Source organism: Protofrankia sp. CiP1_Cm_nod4, from assembly GCF_982290645.1.
This window is the reverse complement of sequence record NZ_CEVIVC010000006.1, coordinates 58009-75114: the sequence shown is the minus strand read 5'-3', so window position 1 is coordinate 75114 and position 17106 is coordinate 58009. Positions and strand designations below refer to the sequence as shown.

The following is a 17106-nucleotide window of genomic DNA, read 5'->3' as shown; positions in this document are numbered from 1 at the left end:
TGACCGGCTTCGTCAGCGGTTATCCCTTCGGTCTCGACCCCTTCCAGATCGAGGCGTGCACCGCGCTCGACGCCGGTGAGGGCGTGCTGGTCGCGGCGCCCACCGGAGCCGGTAAGACGGTCGTCGGCGAGTTCGCCGCCCACCTCGCGCTCGCCCGCGGGCAGCGCTGCTTCTACACGACCCCGATCAAGGCGCTGTCGAACCAGAAGTACACCGACCTTGTCGCCCGCCACGGCGCGGGCGCGGTCGGCCTGCTCACCGGCGACACCACCCGCAACCCGGACGCGCCGGTGATCGTCATGACCACCGAGGTCCTGCGCAACATGCTCTACGCGCAGCCCGCCGGGCGGGAACGGCTCGACCGGCTCGCCTTCGTCGTCATGGACGAGGTGCACTACCTCGCCGACCGGCAGCGCGGAGCCGTGTGGGAAGAGGTGATCATTCACCTGCCGGCGCACGTCCAGCTGGTGTCGCTGTCGGCGACGGTGAGCAACGCGGAGGAGTTCGCGGACTGGCTGGTCACCGTCCGTGGCCACACCCGGGTCGTCGTCTCCGAGCACCGCCCGGTTCCACTGTGGCAGCACGTGCTGGCCGACCGGCAGCTGCACGACCTGTTCGTCGCCGGCCCGCTCGCCGCGGGCACCCTCCCGGGCCCGCGCGGGGAGGCGGCGGACGTCTTCCCCCGCACCCGCGGGGACGCGGCGGGCGGCCTCGGGCGCGCGCGGCGCGGGGACGCGACAGCCCCTGGCACGGTGGCTCCTGGCACGACAGCCGCCCCGGTCACCGGCCCGGACGCGGCCGGGGACACAGGCCCGGCACGTCCCCGGATCAACCCGGACCTGATCCGCCTGTCCCGGCAGGACAGCCGCCGCCCGCCACGGCCGCGGGGCCGCGGCGGCGGGGCGGTGGCCCCGCCGCGCGAGCGGCCCTGGGTGCCCAGCCGGCCCGAGGTCGTCCGCCATCTCGACCGCGCCGGGCTGCTCCCGGCGATCACCTTCGTGTTCAGCCGGGCGGGCTGTGACGCCGCGGTGTCCGCCTGCGTGCGCGCCGGCCTGCGGCTGACCACGACGGAGGAACGGCAGACCATCCGCGAGCACGTGCGCGCCCGCACCGCGAGCATCCCCGCGGACGACCTGCGCGTACTCGGCTACTGGGAGTGGCTGGACGGTCTTGAGTGCGGCATCGCCGCGCACCACGCCGGGATGCTGCCCACGTTCAAGGAAGTGGTCGAGGAGCTGTTCGTCCGCGGCCTGGTGCGGGCCGTGTTCGCCACCGAGACCCTGGCGCTGGGCATCAACATGCCGGCGCGCACGGTTGTCCTGGAGCGGCTGAGCAAGTTCAACGGCGAGACCCGCGCCGACATCACCCCGGGTGAGTACACCCAGTTCACCGGGCGGGCCGGGCGGCGCGGCATCGACATCGAGGGGCACGCGGTCGTGCTGTGGCAGCCCGGTCTCGACCCGGTGGCCCTGGCGGGGCTGGCGTCGGCCCGCACCTATCCGCTCCGGTCGTCGTTCCGGCCGTCGTACAACATGGCCGTCAACCTCGTCGGGCGACTCGGGCGGACCGAGGCCCGCAGCGTTCTTGAGTCGTCCTTCGCACAGTTCCAGGCCGACCGCGCGGTCGTCGGCCTGGCCCGGCAGGTCCGCCGCAACAGCGGCGCGCTCGACGAGCTGGCCGCCGAGCTGACCTGCGAGCAGGGCCCGGTCAGCGAATACGCGCGCCTGCGCGAGGAGATCCGCGCCCGCGAGGCGGCGCTGTCGCGGGAGGGCGCCAACCGCCGCCGCGCCGAAGCGCTCGAGGCGCTGTCCCGGCTGCGGGTCGGGGATGTCGTGCGCGTCCCGGCCGGCCGGCGCAGCGGCCTGGCGGTCGTGCTCGACCCCGGGGTGAACGGCCACGGCGACGACGGCCCGCGCCCGGTCGTCCTGACGGTGGACAGGCAGGTCCGCCGGCTCTCCACGGTCGACTTCCCGGTGGCCGTCGAGGCGCTGGGCCGCGTCCGGGTGCCGCGGACGTTCAACCCGCGCTCGCCGCAGTCGCGCCGTGACCTGGCGTCGTCACTGCGCCAGGTCGACGTCCCGCCTGAGCAGGGGCGGCGGGCCCGGGAGCGGGCCGCCGCCGCGGACGACACCGAACTCGCCCGGCTGCGCCGCGCGCTGCGCGCCCATCCCGTGCACGGCTGCCCGGAGCGGGAGGCGCACCTGCGCGTCATGGACCGCCACGCGAAGCTGCGCCGGGAGACCGACACCCTCCAGCGGCGCATCGAGAACCGCACGAACACCGTCGCGAAGATCTTCGACCGGGTGTGTGCGGCTCTGGAGACGCTGGGCTACCTGCGGGGTGACACCGTCACCGCCGCCGGCGCTCTGCTCAGCCGTGTCTACACCGAGCAGGACCTGCTCGTCGCCGAATGCCTGCGCGACGGCGTGTGGGAGGGGCTGTCACCGGCCGCGCTCGCCGCGGCGGTCTCCACGCTCGTCTACGAGCCCCGCGGCGAGGAGGCGACGGCGGCGAAGACACCCGGCGATCCCGGGCTGCGGGACGCGCTTACGGCCACGGCCCGCATCGCCGGCCGGCTGCGTGACATCGAGGCCGGCCACGGACTGGACTTCCTGCGCCCGCCCGAGCCCGGATTCGCCTGGGTGGCGTTCGGCTGGGCGTCCGGAGGCTCCCTGGAGAAGGTCCTGACCGACTCCGGTCTGGACCTCACCGCCGGCGACTTCGTCCGCTGGATGCGTCAGCTCATCGACCTGCTCGACCAGATCGTCCAGGTCGCCCCGGAGGATTCGACCGTGCGGGGTGTCGCCCGCGCGGCGCTCGACGCCGTCCGCCGCGGCGTCGTCGCCTACGCCATGTCGATATAGCTCCCTGTAAGGGCACGGCTCCCTGCGGTACGGCGTCCCAGGCCGATACGGCGGCCTTTATCTGATCTTGTATTTACCCTGTTTGTCACCGCCGCGGACGGTCGCGGCTCCTATCCGTCCCGCTGTCGTCAGATGCCGCTTTCAGGCGCCGCTTTCATATAGCGCCTTCAGGTGCCGCCGAAGCGGACCGGGAGCTCGAGGAGGCCGCGGAAGGACGACGCCGCGGGCAGCCACTGGAGGTTCTCCGGCGCCACCTCGAGCGCGAGGTTGGGCAGCCTTCGCAGCAGTGTGCCGATGGCGGTCCGCGCCTCCATCCGGGCCAGTGACACACCCAGGCAGTAGTGGACGCCGTACCCGAAGGCCATGTGCGGGTTGTCCGTCCGGTCGACGTGCAGCCGGTCGGGGTCGGTGAAATGCGCCGGGTCGTGATTGGCCGCGTTGAGGACGACGGTGACGATCGAGCCTTTCGGAACACGCACCCCGCTGTACTCGACGTCCTCCGTCGCCAGCCGGAAGCTCGCCACCGGGACCGACCCGTTGAAACGGAGCAGCTCCTCGATCGCGCCCGGCAGGAGGTGCGGGTTCTTCGTTATCAGGTCGAGCTGGTCCGGGTTCGTCAGCAACGCGGTGACCGCGTTCCCGATGAAGTCGGCCGTTGTCTGGTGACCGGCGAACAGCAGCAGGAACGCGGTCGAGACCAGCTCCTCCTCGGAGAGTTTCCCGCCGCCGTCACGGGCCGTGATCAACGCGCTGATCAGGTCGTCGCCGGGCCGGTCACGCTTGTTCCCGACCAGCTTGGTCAGATAGGCGTAGAGGTCCTGCTGGGCCTCCTGGATGGCGGCCCGGTCCTCCTCGTTGCTGCGCCCGGCCGTGCCCTGGGTGCGGATGACCTGCGTGCCGCTGAAGAACTGCTCGCGGTCCTCGACCGGGACGCCGAGAAGTTCACAGATCACGTTCATCGGCAGCGGAAGGGCGAACTCGCCGATCAGCTCGGCACGGCCGGCGGGCACGATCGCGTCCAGCAGTTCGTCCACGAGCTGCTGGACGCGGGGGGCCAGCGCCTCGATACGGCGCGGGGTGAACGCCTGGGAGACCAGGCGGCGCAGCCGGCTGTGTTCCGGCGGGTCCGCGTTGAGCATGTTCCTGTTCAACGCGACCGACTTCTCACCGAAAACCTGCAGGTAGAGGTCCCCGGCCCGGTCGATGTCCTTGCTCAGCCGCGGGTCGGAGAGCACCGCTCTCGCGTCGGCGTACCGGGTGACCATCCAGGTCTCGAACCTGGGCGTCTTCACCCGGCAGACCGGCGCGTTCTCCCGCAGCCGGGCGTACGTCGGGTACGGGTCAAGACGGAATTCCGGGGTGAACAGCTCGGCCGCGGGAACCGCCTGTGTGACTTCACTCATACTGGATTCCTTCTGCTGGATGCTTCCACCCGTGAAATCGAGGGCGAAAACGGCTGCTGTCACGACCGTTCAGTCCCTCGGTCGCGTGATTCGGCCGTGTTCGACGCACGCGCGCACGTCACAGCATCGACAGTATGAGACCGGAGCCGCCTGCGCCCGTCGACGATGAGCGCGACGAAAATAACGGTGAAAACTGTTTCTCAACCGTCAGAGCGGAATCAGGCGGACGCCGGGGCCGCATAGTCGGGCCATGTCACCCGGATCGGATGTGATCATGGCTACTGGCCCTCGCTGACGCAGCGCCATCTCCGCGACCATGGCGTCGATGGCGTACTTGTGCCCATGTAGGTTCGCGGCCCGCAGCAGTGCCGACGCGGCTCGTGCGGCATCCCTGGTGAGGGATTCCACCTGGACGCGAGCGAGGATCCAGGTCATGCGCGCCGCGTCTGTTCTGGGGTGTGTCGCTTCGATGATGGTTGCGGCGCAGGTCCTGACCCTCCATTCCATGCGCTGTGCCCCGTCCAGGACGACCATGACCCTTCGCCGCCCCTCGACGAAGCCGGACAGTCCCGCGCAGTCAAGAACAAGGGTCCCCTGCGTAGCTGAGACTTTCACGCAGCGTCGTGCTCCTGCGCAACCGTGCCGGTGAGCGCTTCATGCGCCCAGGCCCGCTCGTCGTCTGTGAACGCGCCGTGCTCTTCCTGGTAGACACGGATGTCCTCGGCGAGGAGTTCGCGGCGAATACGGTCCTCAATCATCTTTGCGACGAAGCCGGAGAACTCGCGTTTACCGATCAGCTCACGTACGGCGTCAGCGGTCCCCTGCGGAAGGGACAGGCTCAACCGAGTGGAAGGACCTTCACCCAGCGGGTATTCATGGATACTCATATGGGTACTGTAACATTTCTGCTGTTACGACAGCGGCGTCGTCACGTCCGATCGGTTCACCGGCCGGGCGCCTACACCCGTATCCGGACGAAGGTGGGCTGTATGTCGACCTCGCAGCGCAGGCTGTTCGCGATGTAGCACGCCTGGTGGGCCAGCTCCACCAGGCGGTGCAGCCGCTCGAGCGGGACGTCCCCGGCAACCACGATGCGTGGCCGCAGCAGGAGCTGTTCGGGGTTGGGGCGCTCGGGTGAGCCGCGAAAGGCGGGATCCGCGCTGAGCTGGACGCTTACGGACGCGGGCGGGCATTCGCCGTGATGCTCCCGGCCGTACGCCTCGTAGCCGGCGGCCGTCGAGCCCTCCCACTGGCAGCGGGCCCGATACCGGTGCCGCTCATGCTGATCCACGCAGCCTCCTGACGAGGGCGGTTTCTCACCATCAGGACGTCGGCGGCTTCGATAACCGATAACCGAGTACCAGCGGCCTGCTGGAAGCGGGGTGGCGGGTCAGCGGAAGGCGACCATCTCGCGTAGCCACTCGCTCAGTTCGGCGATTTCGGTGGCCGACGCGCTGCCCAGCGGCGCGGACCGGGCGAACCGCCGGGTGGACACCGCCGTGATCTCTTCGGTGCGCGCCCAGCTCCGCCTGTCCAGGCCGGACTCGGGGGAGTCGATGCGCACGTGATGGTCCAGGCCCCGGTCCCGCGTGGTCAGGGGCACCACGAGGGCCATGTCGATCGGGAACCGGCAGTGCGTCGCCGAGCCGACCACCACGGCCGGGCGTAGGTGGCCCTGCTCGTGCCCGATCGGCTGGCCGAAGTCCACCAGCCACACCTGCCAGGGCGCGAGCCTCAGCATCCGGCTCACCGGTTGTACTCCGGGTACTCCTCACGCGCGTCGGGCAGGCCGTCGCCGGCCGCGTTGTCGGCCGGCCGCGCCTCGGCCTGGTAGCTGGCCCACTCGTCAGGGTCGGCGCGCAGCTCCTCGTAGCGTCGCATGATGCGGTTGATCTTGTGTTCCCGCACCAGATGCCGGACCGCCTCGCCCAGGGACACGCCGTGGAAGTCGCGTTCGGCGATCTCCGCCAGCTCGTCGCGTAGCCCGCTGTCAAGCTGCATGGACGTCGTAGCCATAGGCTCCAGTATGGCATGTGCTATAGATCGTGCCGTGGCGATGCCGGTCGAAGACCGGGTGCGTACAAGCGGGATCTGCGGTGTGGGCGGGGTGCGGGCTCTCGGGTCATGGCGGAGCGCACCGAACGCGACAGGAAGACAATAGTATAGGTCGAGTTATAATAACTTGAGATATCCATGATGGGAGGCGCGCTGGGAAGCGTCACTGGGAGGGGCGATGGACAAGCCTGCCGAGATGTTCGACCGCGACTTCGAGTGGGCCGAACTGGCCCGCTTCGCTCGTTATCCGGGTGGCGAAGCGACCCTGGGGGTGGTCTCCGGCCGGCGGCGACAGGGCAAGACGTTCCTCCTCGACGCGGTCACCCGTGCCGGTGGCGGTTTCATGTTCACCGCGACCGAGACCACCGAAGCCGATGGCCTCAGGCAGTTCGGTGCGGCGCTGGCCCGCTACCGCGACGAGCCAGCACCCTTCCGCTTCGCCCACTGGGACGAGGCCGTGAACCAGCTCATGCGGATCGCCACCGATGGGCCCACCACCGCCGTCATCGACGAGTTCCCCTTCCTCGCCAAGGCGTCACCCGCGCTGCCGTCCATCATCCAGCGCGCTCTGGACCCCGCCGCGCAGCACGGCAACACACCCGTGCGTCTGCTGTTGTGCGGCTCCGCGCTGCCCTTCATGGGCCGGCTGCTCGCCGGCAACGCCCCGCTGCGCGGCCGCGCGGGGCTCGAACTCGTCGTTCCCACCCTCGACTTCCGTACCGCCGGCCGGTTCTGGGAGATCACCGACCCGCGCACCGCCGTACTCACCCACGCCGTCGTCGGCGGCACCCCCGCCTACCGGCGCGAATTCACCCAGGGTGACGTCCCCGCCGGCCCCGACGACTTCGACGACTGGGTCGCCCGGGCCGTCATCAACCCCGCCCGGCCCCTCTTCCGCGAAGCCCGTTACCTCCTCGCTGAGGAACCCGACCTGCACGACGTCGCGCTCTACCATTCCGTGCTGGCAGCCATCACCGCCGGTAACGCGGCGCGCGGCGGGATCGCCGACTACCTCGGCCGCAGATCCACCGACCTCGCCCATCCGCTGAGCGTTCTCGAGGACGTCGGCCTGATCCGCCACGAGCCCGACGCGTTCCGCCGGAACCGTTCCACCTATCGGATCGCCGAACCCCTGGTCACCTTCTACCACGCCGTCATGCGCCCCTACTGGGGCGATCTGGAACGGCCGGGCCGGGCCCCGGCCGTGTGGCGGCGTGCCGGGCCCACCTTCCGTAGCAAAGTGGTCGGCCCGCACTTCGAGAACCTCTGCCGCGAATGGGCCCGCTGGTACGCGGTTCCCGACACGTACGGTGGCCACTCCTACCGGGTGGCCGCAGGGGCCGTCAACGATCCGGCGGCCAGGACCAGTCACGAGGTCGACGTCGCGGTCCTCGGCCACGACGAATCCGGCCACGACGTCCTGCTCGCCATCGGTGAGGCGAAGTGGGGCGACGTCATGGGCCTGCGCCACCTGCGCCGCCTCGACCACATCCGTGGACTGCTGCGCACCCGCCACGCCGCCCCCGCCCACCCGACACGCCTGATGTGTTTCAGCGGCGCGGGTTTCACCGACGAGCTACGGCAGGCCGCTGCCGAGGACTCCACCATCCAGCTTGTCGATCTACACAGAATCTATTACGGTGAGTAATTATGCGAAGAGGGTCCCGGTACGGCTGAGCCTCTCACGCGATACCATGCCGCTACGCGGCCTCGCCGGTGATCATCTCATGGGCCCAGGCCCGCTCATCGTCGCCGATGGACGCATAAGGGCCGATGGACGCATGAGGGACGCGGAGGAAGCCGGTGGAAGTTCCCCTGACATCGACCGGTCGACCTGGCGGGCCGGGCCCGGGCGCCATGCGTCCCGCGGGGCTTCGCCGCGGCACCGCCGCCCCACACGCTGAACGTCCGATTATGCCAAGTTACTGATCGTACCAGGTAGTCGATCATTCCGCCGGGCCGGTACGGCTGGCGTGACCCGTCTTCGTGCCAGGGAGAACTCCCGTGTCCGGATGGTTGCGTGCTGTCGGGCTGCTCGCCGGCGCCGCGCTCGACGCCGCCCTCGCCGACCCGGCGCGGCGGCACCCGGTGGCGGCCTTCGGGGGCGTCGCCAACCACACCGAGCGGCTGCTCTACCGCGACAGCCGGGCCGCCGGGCTGGCCTACACCTGCGCCCTCGCCGGCGGCACTGTCGCCGTCGGCGCCCTGGCGCGCTCCGGGGTGACCAGGGCCGGCCGGCGGCTCGGCTGCCAGCGGGCCGCCTCGGTGGCGCTGACCACGGCGGCGACGTGGACGGTGCTCGGCGGGACGTCCCTGCGCCGCCACGGCCGTCGCCTCGGCGGCGAGCTCCTGCGCGACGACCTGCTCGCCGCCCGTGGCCGCCTGCCGTCGCTGTGCGGCCGGGACCCGGCCGTCCTCGACCGCGCCGGGCTGTCCCGGGCGGGGGTGGAGTCGCTGGCCGAGAACACCTCGGACGCGGTCGTCGGGCCGCTGCTGTGGGGGGCGCTCGGCGGTGTCCCGGGGCTGCTCGGCTACCGGGCGGTCAACACCCTGGACGCGCTGGTCGGCTACCGCAGCACCCGGCACGCCCGCTTCGGCTGGGCCTCGGCCCGCCTGGACGATCTCGCGAACCTGCTGCCGTCCCGCGTCGCCGGGCTGCTGGCCTGCGCGTGCGCGCCGGTCGTCGGCGGCTCGTGTGTCGACGCCTTCTGGGTGATGCGCCGGGACGGCCACAGCCATCCCAGCCCGAACGCCGGCCAGGTGGAGGCGGCGTTCGCCGGCGCGCTCGGGCTGCGCCTCGGCGGGACGCTGCGCTACCACCACGGGGTGGAGCACCGGCCGGTGATGGGCTACGGCCGGCCGGCCGTACCCGCCGACCTGGAACGGGCCGCGGTCCTCTCCGCCGCGGTCAGCGCCTGCGCGCTGCTGCTGGCCGCCGGTGTCGCCGTGGCCACGGCGACGGCCCGGTCGGCGCTGGGCTCGGCACAGGCCGCCGCACAGCCCGCTTCCCCGGCTCGCGCGCGGGCCGCTGCCCGGCCGGGCCGGCGGGGCCGGCGGTGAGCGGGGGAGCGCTGCTGGTCGCCGGGACGGCGTCGGACGCGGGCAAGAGCGTCGTCACCGCCGGGCTGTGCCGCTGGCTCGCCCGCGAAGGCGTGCGGGTCGCGCCGTTCAAGGCGCAGAACATGGCGCTGAACTCGGTGGTGACCGCGGACGGCGCGGAGATCGGCCGGGCCCAGGCGATGCAGGCCGCCGCCGCCGGGGTCGAGCCGGAGGCGGCGATGAACCCGGTGCTGCTCAAACCCGGCAGCGACCGGCACAGCCAGCTCGTCGTGCTGGGCCGCCCGGTCGCCGAGGTCGACGCGCTGGGCTACCGCCCGTACAAGGCGCGGCTGGCCGGCATCGTCGCGGACTGCCTGGCCGACCTGCGCGGCCGGTTCGACGCGGTGATCTGCGAGGGCGCCGGCTCCCCCGCGGAGATCAACCTGCGGGACACCGACATCGCGAACATGGGCCTGGCCCGGGCCGCGAACCTGCCGGTGCTCGTCGTCGGCGACATCGACCGCGGCGGGGTGTTCGCCGCCCTGTTCGGCACCCTCGCGCTGCTCGACGCCGGCGACCAGGCGCTGGTCGCCGGCTGGATCGTCAACAAGTTCCGCGGCGACCCCCGGCTGCTCGAGCCCGGGCTGCGCCAGCTCGAACGGCTCACCGGCCGTCCGGTACACGGGGTGCTGCCGTGGCGCTCCGGGCTGTGGCTGGACGTCGAGGACTCCCTGGACCTCGCCTCCTATCCGGCCTCCTACCCGGCCCACCCGGACGCCGGCAGCGCCGGCACACCCAACGCCGCCGACACCCACAGTGACGAAACTGCCGCCGACGGTACCGGTAGTACCGGCGGCAGCAGCACCAACAGCTACCCGGGGGACGTCCTGCGGGTGGCGGTGATCCGGCTGCCGCGGCTGTCCAACATCACCGACATCGACGCGCTGCGGGCCGAGCCCGGGGTGCTGGTGGGCTTCGCGACCCGCCCCGACGACCTCACCGACGCCGATCTGGTGGTCGTCCCCGGAACCCGGGCGACCGTCGACGACCTCGGCTGGCTGCGCCGGCGCGGCCTGGACGCCGCCCTGCGCGCCCGGGCCGCGCGGGGCCGGCCGGTGCTGGGGATCTGCGGCGGCTACCAGATGCTCGGCCGGCGCATCGACGACCCGGTCGAATCCGGCGCCGGGACGGTCTACGGCCTCGGCCTGCTGCCGGTGACCACCGCCTTCGCCCCCGACAAGCTGCTCGGCCGCCGTACCGGGACGACCCCCGACGGCCTGACCGTGACCGGCTACGAGATCCGCCATGGCCGGCTCACCGTCCACGACACCGGGCCGGTCGCGGCGTCGGCGGGTGGGTCGGCGAGAGGGGCGGTCGGGGGATCGGCCGCCGAGCCGTTCGCCGCGGACGGGGTGCGGGCCGGCGCGGTCGCCGGCACGAGCTGGCACGGGCTGCTGGAGAACGACGAGTTCCGCCGGGTGTTCCTCATCGACGTGGCGGCCCGCGCCGGGCGCTCGTTCACCCCGGCCCGCACCTGTTTCGCCGACGTCCGCCGCCGCCGCCTGGACGCCCTCGGCGACCTGGTCGCGGACCATCTCGACACCGCGGCCGTCCGCCGGCTGCTCGAGGGCGGCCCGCCGGCCGGCCTGCCCTTCGTCCCGCCGGGAGCACCGAGGTGACAGCGGCCCCACGGCCGGCCGCCGGGCGCCGCGCGGACGGCCGCCCACCGGCCGTCCGGAGAAATGACCGTTATGGCCGGCTCGACGTGATCCGGAACGGCTGTCGTTCGTCCCGGCCGGCGCGCCGGCCGATGATCGGCTCGTCCTGGCCTGTCGGTAATCCGTCGGCGGGGATCCGCTCATCTGTTTCCCGTCACAGCGTCAGGCGCTGTATACCGGTCTGGCCGGGACGAGCAGGATCCGCGGGAGTGGTCAGGCCTGCCCGGGTAATGACCATCCGGGCGGGCGGAAGGCCCGGAAGAGGCGCCGAAGTCGGAACAGGCTCTCAAGGGGGTACCGAGCTTGTCGAACGACCCGTGGTGGCGAAATCCCAATATCGTCATTCCCTCCCTCGTGGCTGTGCTGACGGCGGTGCTGGGGCCGCTGGTGGCCCTGGCCCTCACCGGCAGCGGAACGGTGCAGCCCCCGCCGCCGCCCCCGCCCTCGACCTCGCCGTCCACCAGGACACCCGCACCCACGCCCACGCCGACCAGGAGCCACACGCCGAGCCCGGTCCGTACGACGCCGACGTCCCGGCCGCCGTGCACGCCGGGGACGGCCTCGCCGGCCCTTGACACCGATCAGGCGGCCGTCTGCGCGCTGCTGAGCAGCAGCAAGATCGATCGTCGCTCCTGCTACAGCCGTCCCGACCTGGAGTCGGTGGCCCCCTGGAACGCCCTGACCGCGATCACGTGCGAGACCGCCACGGACTCCACCAAGATCCAGTTCCTGCGCTACCGGACCGTCGCGGACCTGAACGCGTACCTGGACCGCGCCGCGGGCTCCGTCAACGGCCTGGGCAACTGCAAGGAGGGCCAGGAGGCGAACACCACCTGGTACCACTCGTCGGGCTCCGTCAAGGAGACGCTGGGCCGCAAGGTGTGCATCTTCCTGAAGGACGGCAAGTTCCAGATCAACTGGGCGTTCGACTCCGAGCGCGTCGTGGCGGTCCGGGAGGACCAGTCGGCCGTCTCCGTGGCCTCCTGGTGGGACAAGAACGCCTGCCTGCTCACATCCTGCTGACCGCGGGAAACACCGGTCGCGTGACGCGCGGCCCGGCCTGGGCCGACCATCCGCGTCCCGCTTCTGCCGGCTTATTGCCCGGCTCATTGCCCGGCTGGCCGTTCCCGTTGTTCCCGTTGTTCCCGTGTCCGCGGACGCCGGCCGGCAGAGGTGGGCGAGGGTGGGCGAGGGTGGCCGAAGAGCCCGGATCCGGCGGAACAGCCCCTGGCCCGTCCCGTCCGGCTACAGTGTGCCGTTGGTATGCCGTTGGTCGACCGGACTGTGAGGGTCAGCATGCGGTGGCAGGTCCGCAACGCCGGGCAGCGGCACGGCGGTGAGGTACCGGGTGCCGCGGAGGTACCGGGTGCCGCGCATGACAACGGCCCACGGGCCGCCACCCGGCCCGGCATGGACGACATCGGAGCCGGACGCGCCACCGGCCTCCCCCGGGAGATCGTTCTCTCCGACGGCTGCCTGGCCATCTCCTGAAACACCGACGTCCCACCCGGGACCAGGACGTCGACCACCTGGGTTCGCGTGCCGCACCCGTCCGCCGGCTGATCCTTTCTTCTCATCGGGAGTATCGACGTGACACCTCCTGGCAGCGAGCCGGTGATCGTTCTGCTGTCCACCGCCGACACCGAGCTGTTGGCGGCCCGGGCCAGCGGGATGCCGTGGCGGGTGGCGAACCCGGCCCGGCTCGCCGCCGACGGCGTCCCCGGCCTGCTGCGGGGCGCGGACGCGGTGGTCGTCCGGCTGCTCGGGGGGCAGCGGGCGTGGCCCGACGGGCTGGCGGCGGCGCTCGCCGCCGGGCTGCCCACGGTCGTCCTCGGCGGGGAGGCGGTGCCCGACGCCGACCTGATGCGCCGTTCCACCGTGCCGGCCGGCGTCGCCACCGAGGCGCTCGCCTACCTGGTGGAGGGCGGCGCGGCGAACCTCGCCGAGCTGTACCGCTTCCTCGCCGACACGCTGCTGCTGACCGGGTTCGGGTTCGCCCCGCCCACGCCGATGCCCGCCGCCGGGGTGCACGGCATGCGCGCGGCGAAGACGGACCGTCCCACCGTCGGTGTCGTGTTCTACCGGGCGCACGCGACGTCCGGGAACACCGCCTTCGTGGACGTGCTGTGCGACGCGCTGGAGGCGCGCGGGGCCAATGCCCGGCCGGTGTTCGCCGCCTCCCTGCGCGGGCTGGGCTCGGCGTCCGACGACGTCCTCCCGCTGCTGGCCGGGGTGGACGTGCTGATCGTGACGATGCTCGCGGCCGGCGGCACCCGCCCGGCGGACGCGTCCGCCGGCGGGGACGAGGAGGCCTGGGACATCGGCGCGCTCGCCGCGCTCGACATCCCCGTGCTCCAGGGCCTGTGCCTGACGTCGTCGCGGGCGCAGTGGGCGGGCAGCGACGCGGGGCTGTCGCCGATGGACGCGGCCATGCAGGTCGCGATCCCCGAGTTCGACGGCCGGATCATCACCGTGCCGTTCTCGTTCAAGGAATCCGGGCCGGACGGGGTGCCCGTCTACCTGGCCGACCCCGAGCGCGCCGCCCGGCTGGCCGGGACCGCCGCCCGGCTCGCCCGGCTGCGCCACGTCCCGAACGTCGAGAAGAAGATCGCGCTGGTGCTGTCGTCGTACCCGACCAAGCACGCCCGGGTCGGCAACGCCGTGGGCCTGGACACCCCGGCGTCCGCCATCCGGCTGCTGGCCGCGCTGCGGGCCGCCGGCTACGACCTGGGCGAGAACGGGCCGGGCGGACGGGGTGTCCCCACCGACGGGGACACGCTCATCCACACGCTCATCGCCGCCGGCGGGCACGACGTCGAGTGGCTGACCGAACAGCAGCTCGCGGCCGCCCCGGCACGGGTGCCGGCGGGCGTGTACCGGCGCTGGTTCGACGCGCTGCCGGCGTCCCTGCGCGAAGGGATGCTCCGGCACTGGGGCGATCCGCCCGGCAGCCTCTACGTCGACCCGCCCGTACTCACTCCCGGTGACGTTCCCGGCGGCTCCGGCGGCGGGAACGACCGGGGCGGCGCAGGCGGCGGGGGTGGCGGCCGGCCGCGGCCCGCGGACGGGCCGGAGCCCGCGATCGTGCTGGCCGCGCTGCGGTTCGGCAACGTCCTGCTCATGATCCAGCCGCCGCGCGGGTTCGGAGAGAACCCGGTGGCGATCTACCACGATCCGGACCTGCCGCCGTCCCACCACTACCTGGCCGCCTACCGCTGGCTGGACGAGGAGTTCGGCGCGGACGCGGTCGTGCACCTGGGCAAGCACGGCACGCTGGAGTGGCTGCCCGGCAAGGGCCTCGGCCTGTCGGCCGGGTGCGCGCCGGACGCGGTCCTCGGCGACCTGCCGCTGGTCTACCCGTTCCTGGTCAACGACCCCGGGGAGGGCACACAGGCCAAGCGCCGGGCGCACGCGGTCATCGTCGACCATCTGGTGCCGCCGATGGCCCGCGCCGACACCTACGGTGACATGGCCCGGCTGGAACAGCTCCTGGACGAGCACGCCACCCTGGCCGCGCTCGACCCGGCCAAGCTGCCGGCGGTCCGCGCCCAGATCTGGACGCTGATCCAGGCCGCCCAGCTCCACCACGATCTCGGGCTGGACGAGCGTCCCGGCGACGACGACTTCGACGACTTCCTGCTGCACGTCGACGGCTACCTCTGCGAGGTGAAGGACACCCAGATCCGCGACGGCCTGCACATCCTCGGCGACGTCCCGGCCGGGGACGCGCGGGTGAACCTGGTGCTGGCGATCCTGCGGGCGTCGCAGGTGTGGGGCGGCACGGCGGGGGCGCTGCCGGGCCTGCGGGCCGCGCTCGGCCTGGTCGAGGGCGGCGGTGCCGCGCGGGTGAAGGTCGACGGTTTCGAGGCGGCCGCCCGCGCGCTCGTCGCCGGCATGGAAGCCACCGGCTGGGACCCGGCCGCGGCGGCCAGGGTGTGCGCGGACGTCCTCACGGACAGTGTTCTTCCCACTGACGCTCTCCCATCCGGCGCCGCCCAGCCCGCCGCCGAGGAGAACGCGGGGAGCATGACCACGGGCAGCGGCAGCGCGGGGAGCAGCGGCAACACCGCCGCAGGCGCCGCCGGCAACGCCCTCGCCGAAGCTCCCGGCACCGTCGAGGGCATCGGAGCCACCGGAGCCACCGGGGACGCCGAAGCGGCCGAAGACACCGGGACAACCGGCGGCGGCGAGGCTGGCGGCGGCGAGGCTGGCGGCGGCGAGGCTGGCGGCGGCGCCTGCGGCCCCGGGTACGCCGAGGTCGAACGGGTGCTCGCGTTCGCCGCCGCCGAGGTGGTGCCGCGCCTGGACCGGACCTCCGACGAGATCACCAACGTGCTGCGGGCGCTGGGCGGCGGGTTCGTGCCCCCCGGGCCGTCCGGCTCGCCCACCCGGGGGCTGGTGGGCGTGCTGCCGACCGGGCGGAACTTCTGCTCGGTCGACCCGAAGGCGATCCCGTCCCGGCTGGCCTGGGAGACCGGCCGGGCGCTCGCCGACTCGCTGCTGGCCCGCCACCTCGCCGACACCGGCTCCTACCCGGCCTCGGTGGGCCTGACCGTCTGGGGCACCTCCGCCATGCGCACGCAGGGTGACGACATCGCGGAGGTGCTGGCGCTGCTCGGCTGCCGTCCGACCTGGGACGACGCCTCCCGACGGGTGACCGGTTTCGAGGTGGTGGCGCTGGCTGAGCTCGGCCGGCCCCGGGTGGACGTGGTGGTGCGGATCTCCGGTTTCTTCCGGGACGCCTTCCCGCACGTGATCGCCCTGCTCGACGACGCGATCACCACCGTCGCCGGGCTCGACGACGAGGCCGACGCCGACAACCTGCTCGCCGCGCACGTCCGCGCCGACCTCGCCCGCGACGGCGCCGCCCACGGCGACCGGCGGCGGGCGACCAGCCGGATCTTCGGCTCGAAGCCAGGGGCGTACGGCGCCGGCCTGCTGCCCCTGATCGACTCACGGGAGTGGCGTTCGGACGCCGACCTCGCCGAGGTGTACGCGGTCTGGGGCGGCTACGCCTACGGCCGCGGCCTCGACGGGCGTCAGGCCCGCGCCGACATGGAGCAGGCGTTCCGCCGCATCCAGGTGGCGGTGAAGAACGCCGACACCCGCGAGCATGACCTGGTCGACTCCGACGACTACTTCCAGTACCACGGCGGGATGGTGGCGGCGGTGCGGGCGCTCACCGGCGCGTCCCCGGCCGCCTACATCGGCGACAGCGCCGTACCGGACGCGGTGCGCACCCGCACCCTGCGGGAGGAGACCCACCGGGTCTTCCGCGCCCGGGTGGTCAACCCGCGGTGGATCGCGGCGATGCGCCGCCACGGCTACAAGGGCGCGTTCGAGCTGGCCGCGACCGTGGACTACCTGTTCGGCTACGACGCCACCGCCGGTGTCGTCCAGGACTGGATGTACGAGTCGCTGGCCGCCTCCTACGTCTTCGACCCGGAAACCCGCGACTTCATGCGGGCGTCCAACCCGTGGGCGCTGCGCGGCATCGCCGAACGCCTGCTGGAGGCCGCCGACCGCGGCCTGTGGGAGAAGCCGGACCCCGCCACCCTCGACGGCCTCCGCCAGACCTACCTCGACCTCGAAGGCGACCTCGAAGGCCCCGGCGAGAACACCTGACCGGATACCGCCGGCGGGAACACCCGGCACCGGCCCGGCTCCCGCCCCGGGCTGGTCGCCGGCCATGCACCGGCGGCCGTTGCCACGCGGGAGAATGGTGGCCACAGATGGGCCCGCGGGCCGCCCGGTGTCGTGGGCGGCCCGCGGATTTCTCTCCCCGTCGTCCGGCGGAAAGGTGCCGGTGCGCGCCGGCGGTCTCAGGCACGATGTCCCGGCCGTGGGATTCCTGCGGGCGCCGTCATGGCCGGCATGAGCCAGCCGGCGGCTGACTGTCCCACCGGCTTTCCCGGCGGACGAACGGGGTCGTTCACCCGGCTCCCGTCACCATGGGGCCGGTGACTCCCACCTACTTGCAGGACTTGCCCTGCACCTACTTGCAGGACTTGCCCTGCACCTACTTGC

Annotated in this window: 13 protein-coding genes; 7 read left to right on the top strand and 6 right to left on the bottom strand. The window is 72.7% G+C overall.

The window, feature by feature from the left end; translation table 11 throughout:
* The coding region (locus AC5LSR_RS02880) for a DEAD/DEAH box helicase (protein WP_493468114.1) at positions 1-2864 on the top strand (2864 nt) is incomplete at its 5' end.
* A gap of 167 nt (positions 2865-3031) precedes the next feature.
* Here AC5LSR_RS02880 and AC5LSR_RS02875 read toward each other — a convergent pair.
* From AC5LSR_RS02875 to AC5LSR_RS02850, 6 genes are all read right to left on the bottom strand, one after another.
* Positions 3032-4267 (bottom strand): cytochrome P450 family protein, encoded by a 1236-nt coding sequence (locus tag AC5LSR_RS02875; protein ID WP_250281392.1) that lies wholly within the window; start codon positions 4265-4267, stop codon positions 3032-3034.
* 207 nt (positions 4268-4474) lie between these two features.
* Positions 4475-4882 (bottom strand): hypothetical protein, encoded by a 408-nt coding sequence (locus tag AC5LSR_RS02870; protein WP_250281391.1) that lies wholly within the window; start codon positions 4880-4882, stop codon positions 4475-4477.
* On the bottom strand, positions 4879-5109 hold the full coding sequence (locus tag AC5LSR_RS02865; RefSeq protein ID WP_493468113.1) for a hypothetical protein: 231 nt from the start codon (positions 5107-5109) through the stop codon (positions 4879-4881). The genes AC5LSR_RS02870 and AC5LSR_RS02865 overlap by 4 nt, the downstream gene beginning before the upstream one ends.
* A 116-nt stretch (positions 5110-5225) precedes the next feature.
* Complete coding sequence (locus AC5LSR_RS02860; RefSeq protein ID WP_250281390.1) at positions 5226-5558, bottom strand: OsmC family protein; 333 nt, start codon at positions 5556-5558, stop codon at positions 5226-5228.
* A 99-nt stretch (positions 5559-5657) separates the two neighbouring features.
* Complete coding sequence (locus tag AC5LSR_RS02855) at positions 5658-6008, bottom strand: type II toxin-antitoxin system PemK/MazF family toxin (protein ID WP_250281437.1); 351 nt, start codon at positions 6006-6008, stop codon at positions 5658-5660.
* 5 nt (positions 6009-6013) lie between these two features.
* Positions 6014-6283, bottom strand: a complete 270-nt coding sequence (locus AC5LSR_RS02850; protein ID WP_250281389.1) for a hypothetical protein — start codon at positions 6281-6283, stop codon at positions 6014-6016.
* Between the two features lie 217 nt (positions 6284-6500).
* Here AC5LSR_RS02850 and AC5LSR_RS02845 point away from each other — a divergent pair, with 217 nt between their 5' ends.
* The 6 genes from AC5LSR_RS02845 to AC5LSR_RS02820 all read left to right on the top strand — a co-directional run bounded on the left by AC5LSR_RS02845 (position 6501) and on the right by AC5LSR_RS02820 (position 16704).
* Positions 6501-7970, top strand: a complete 1470-nt coding sequence (locus AC5LSR_RS02845; RefSeq protein WP_250281388.1) for an ATP-binding protein — start codon at positions 6501-6503, stop codon at positions 7968-7970.
* A gap of 356 nt (positions 7971-8326) precedes the next feature.
* Complete coding sequence (locus tag AC5LSR_RS02840; RefSeq protein ID WP_493468112.1) at positions 8327-9382, top strand: cobalamin biosynthesis protein; 1056 nt, start codon at positions 8327-8329, stop codon at positions 9380-9382.
* Positions 9379-11040, top strand: a complete 1662-nt coding sequence (locus AC5LSR_RS02835; RefSeq protein ID WP_250280727.1) for a cobyric acid synthase — start codon at positions 9379-9381, stop codon at positions 11038-11040. Before AC5LSR_RS02840 ends, AC5LSR_RS02835 begins: the two co-directional genes overlap by 4 nt.
* Positions 11041-11433: 393 nt before the next feature.
* The gene (locus AC5LSR_RS02830; RefSeq protein ID WP_250280644.1) at positions 11434-12102 is read left to right on the top strand and encodes a hypothetical protein; all 669 of its coding nucleotides are present in this window, start codon (positions 11434-11436) and stop codon (positions 12100-12102) included.
* 261 nt (positions 12103-12363) lie between these two features.
* Positions 12364-12570, top strand: a complete 207-nt coding sequence (locus AC5LSR_RS02825) for a hypothetical protein (RefSeq protein ID WP_493464471.1) — start codon at positions 12364-12366, stop codon at positions 12568-12570.
* A 99-nt stretch (positions 12571-12669) separates the two neighbouring features.
* Complete coding sequence (locus AC5LSR_RS02820; RefSeq protein WP_250280648.1) at positions 12670-16704, top strand: cobaltochelatase subunit CobN; 4035 nt, start codon at positions 12670-12672, stop codon at positions 16702-16704.
* Positions 16705-17106: the final 402 nt, after the last annotated feature.

Bases quoted from the DNA above. Each gene is read 5' to 3' on its own strand.
- AC5LSR_RS02855 (WP_250281437.1), bottom strand. From the start codon at position 6,008: ATGCTGAGGCTCGCGCCCTGGCAGGTGTGGCTGGTGGACTTCGGCCAG.
- AC5LSR_RS02850 (WP_250281389.1), bottom strand. From the start codon at position 6,283: ATGGCTACGACGTCCATGCAGCTTGACAGCGGGCTACGCGACGAGCTG.
- AC5LSR_RS02875 (WP_250281392.1), bottom strand. From the start codon at position 4,267: ATGAGTGAAGTCACACAGGCGGTTCCCGCGGCCGAGCTGTTCACCCCG.
- AC5LSR_RS02845 (WP_250281388.1), top strand. From the start codon at position 6,501: ATGGACAAGCCTGCCGAGATGTTCGACCGCGACTTCGAGTGGGCCGAA.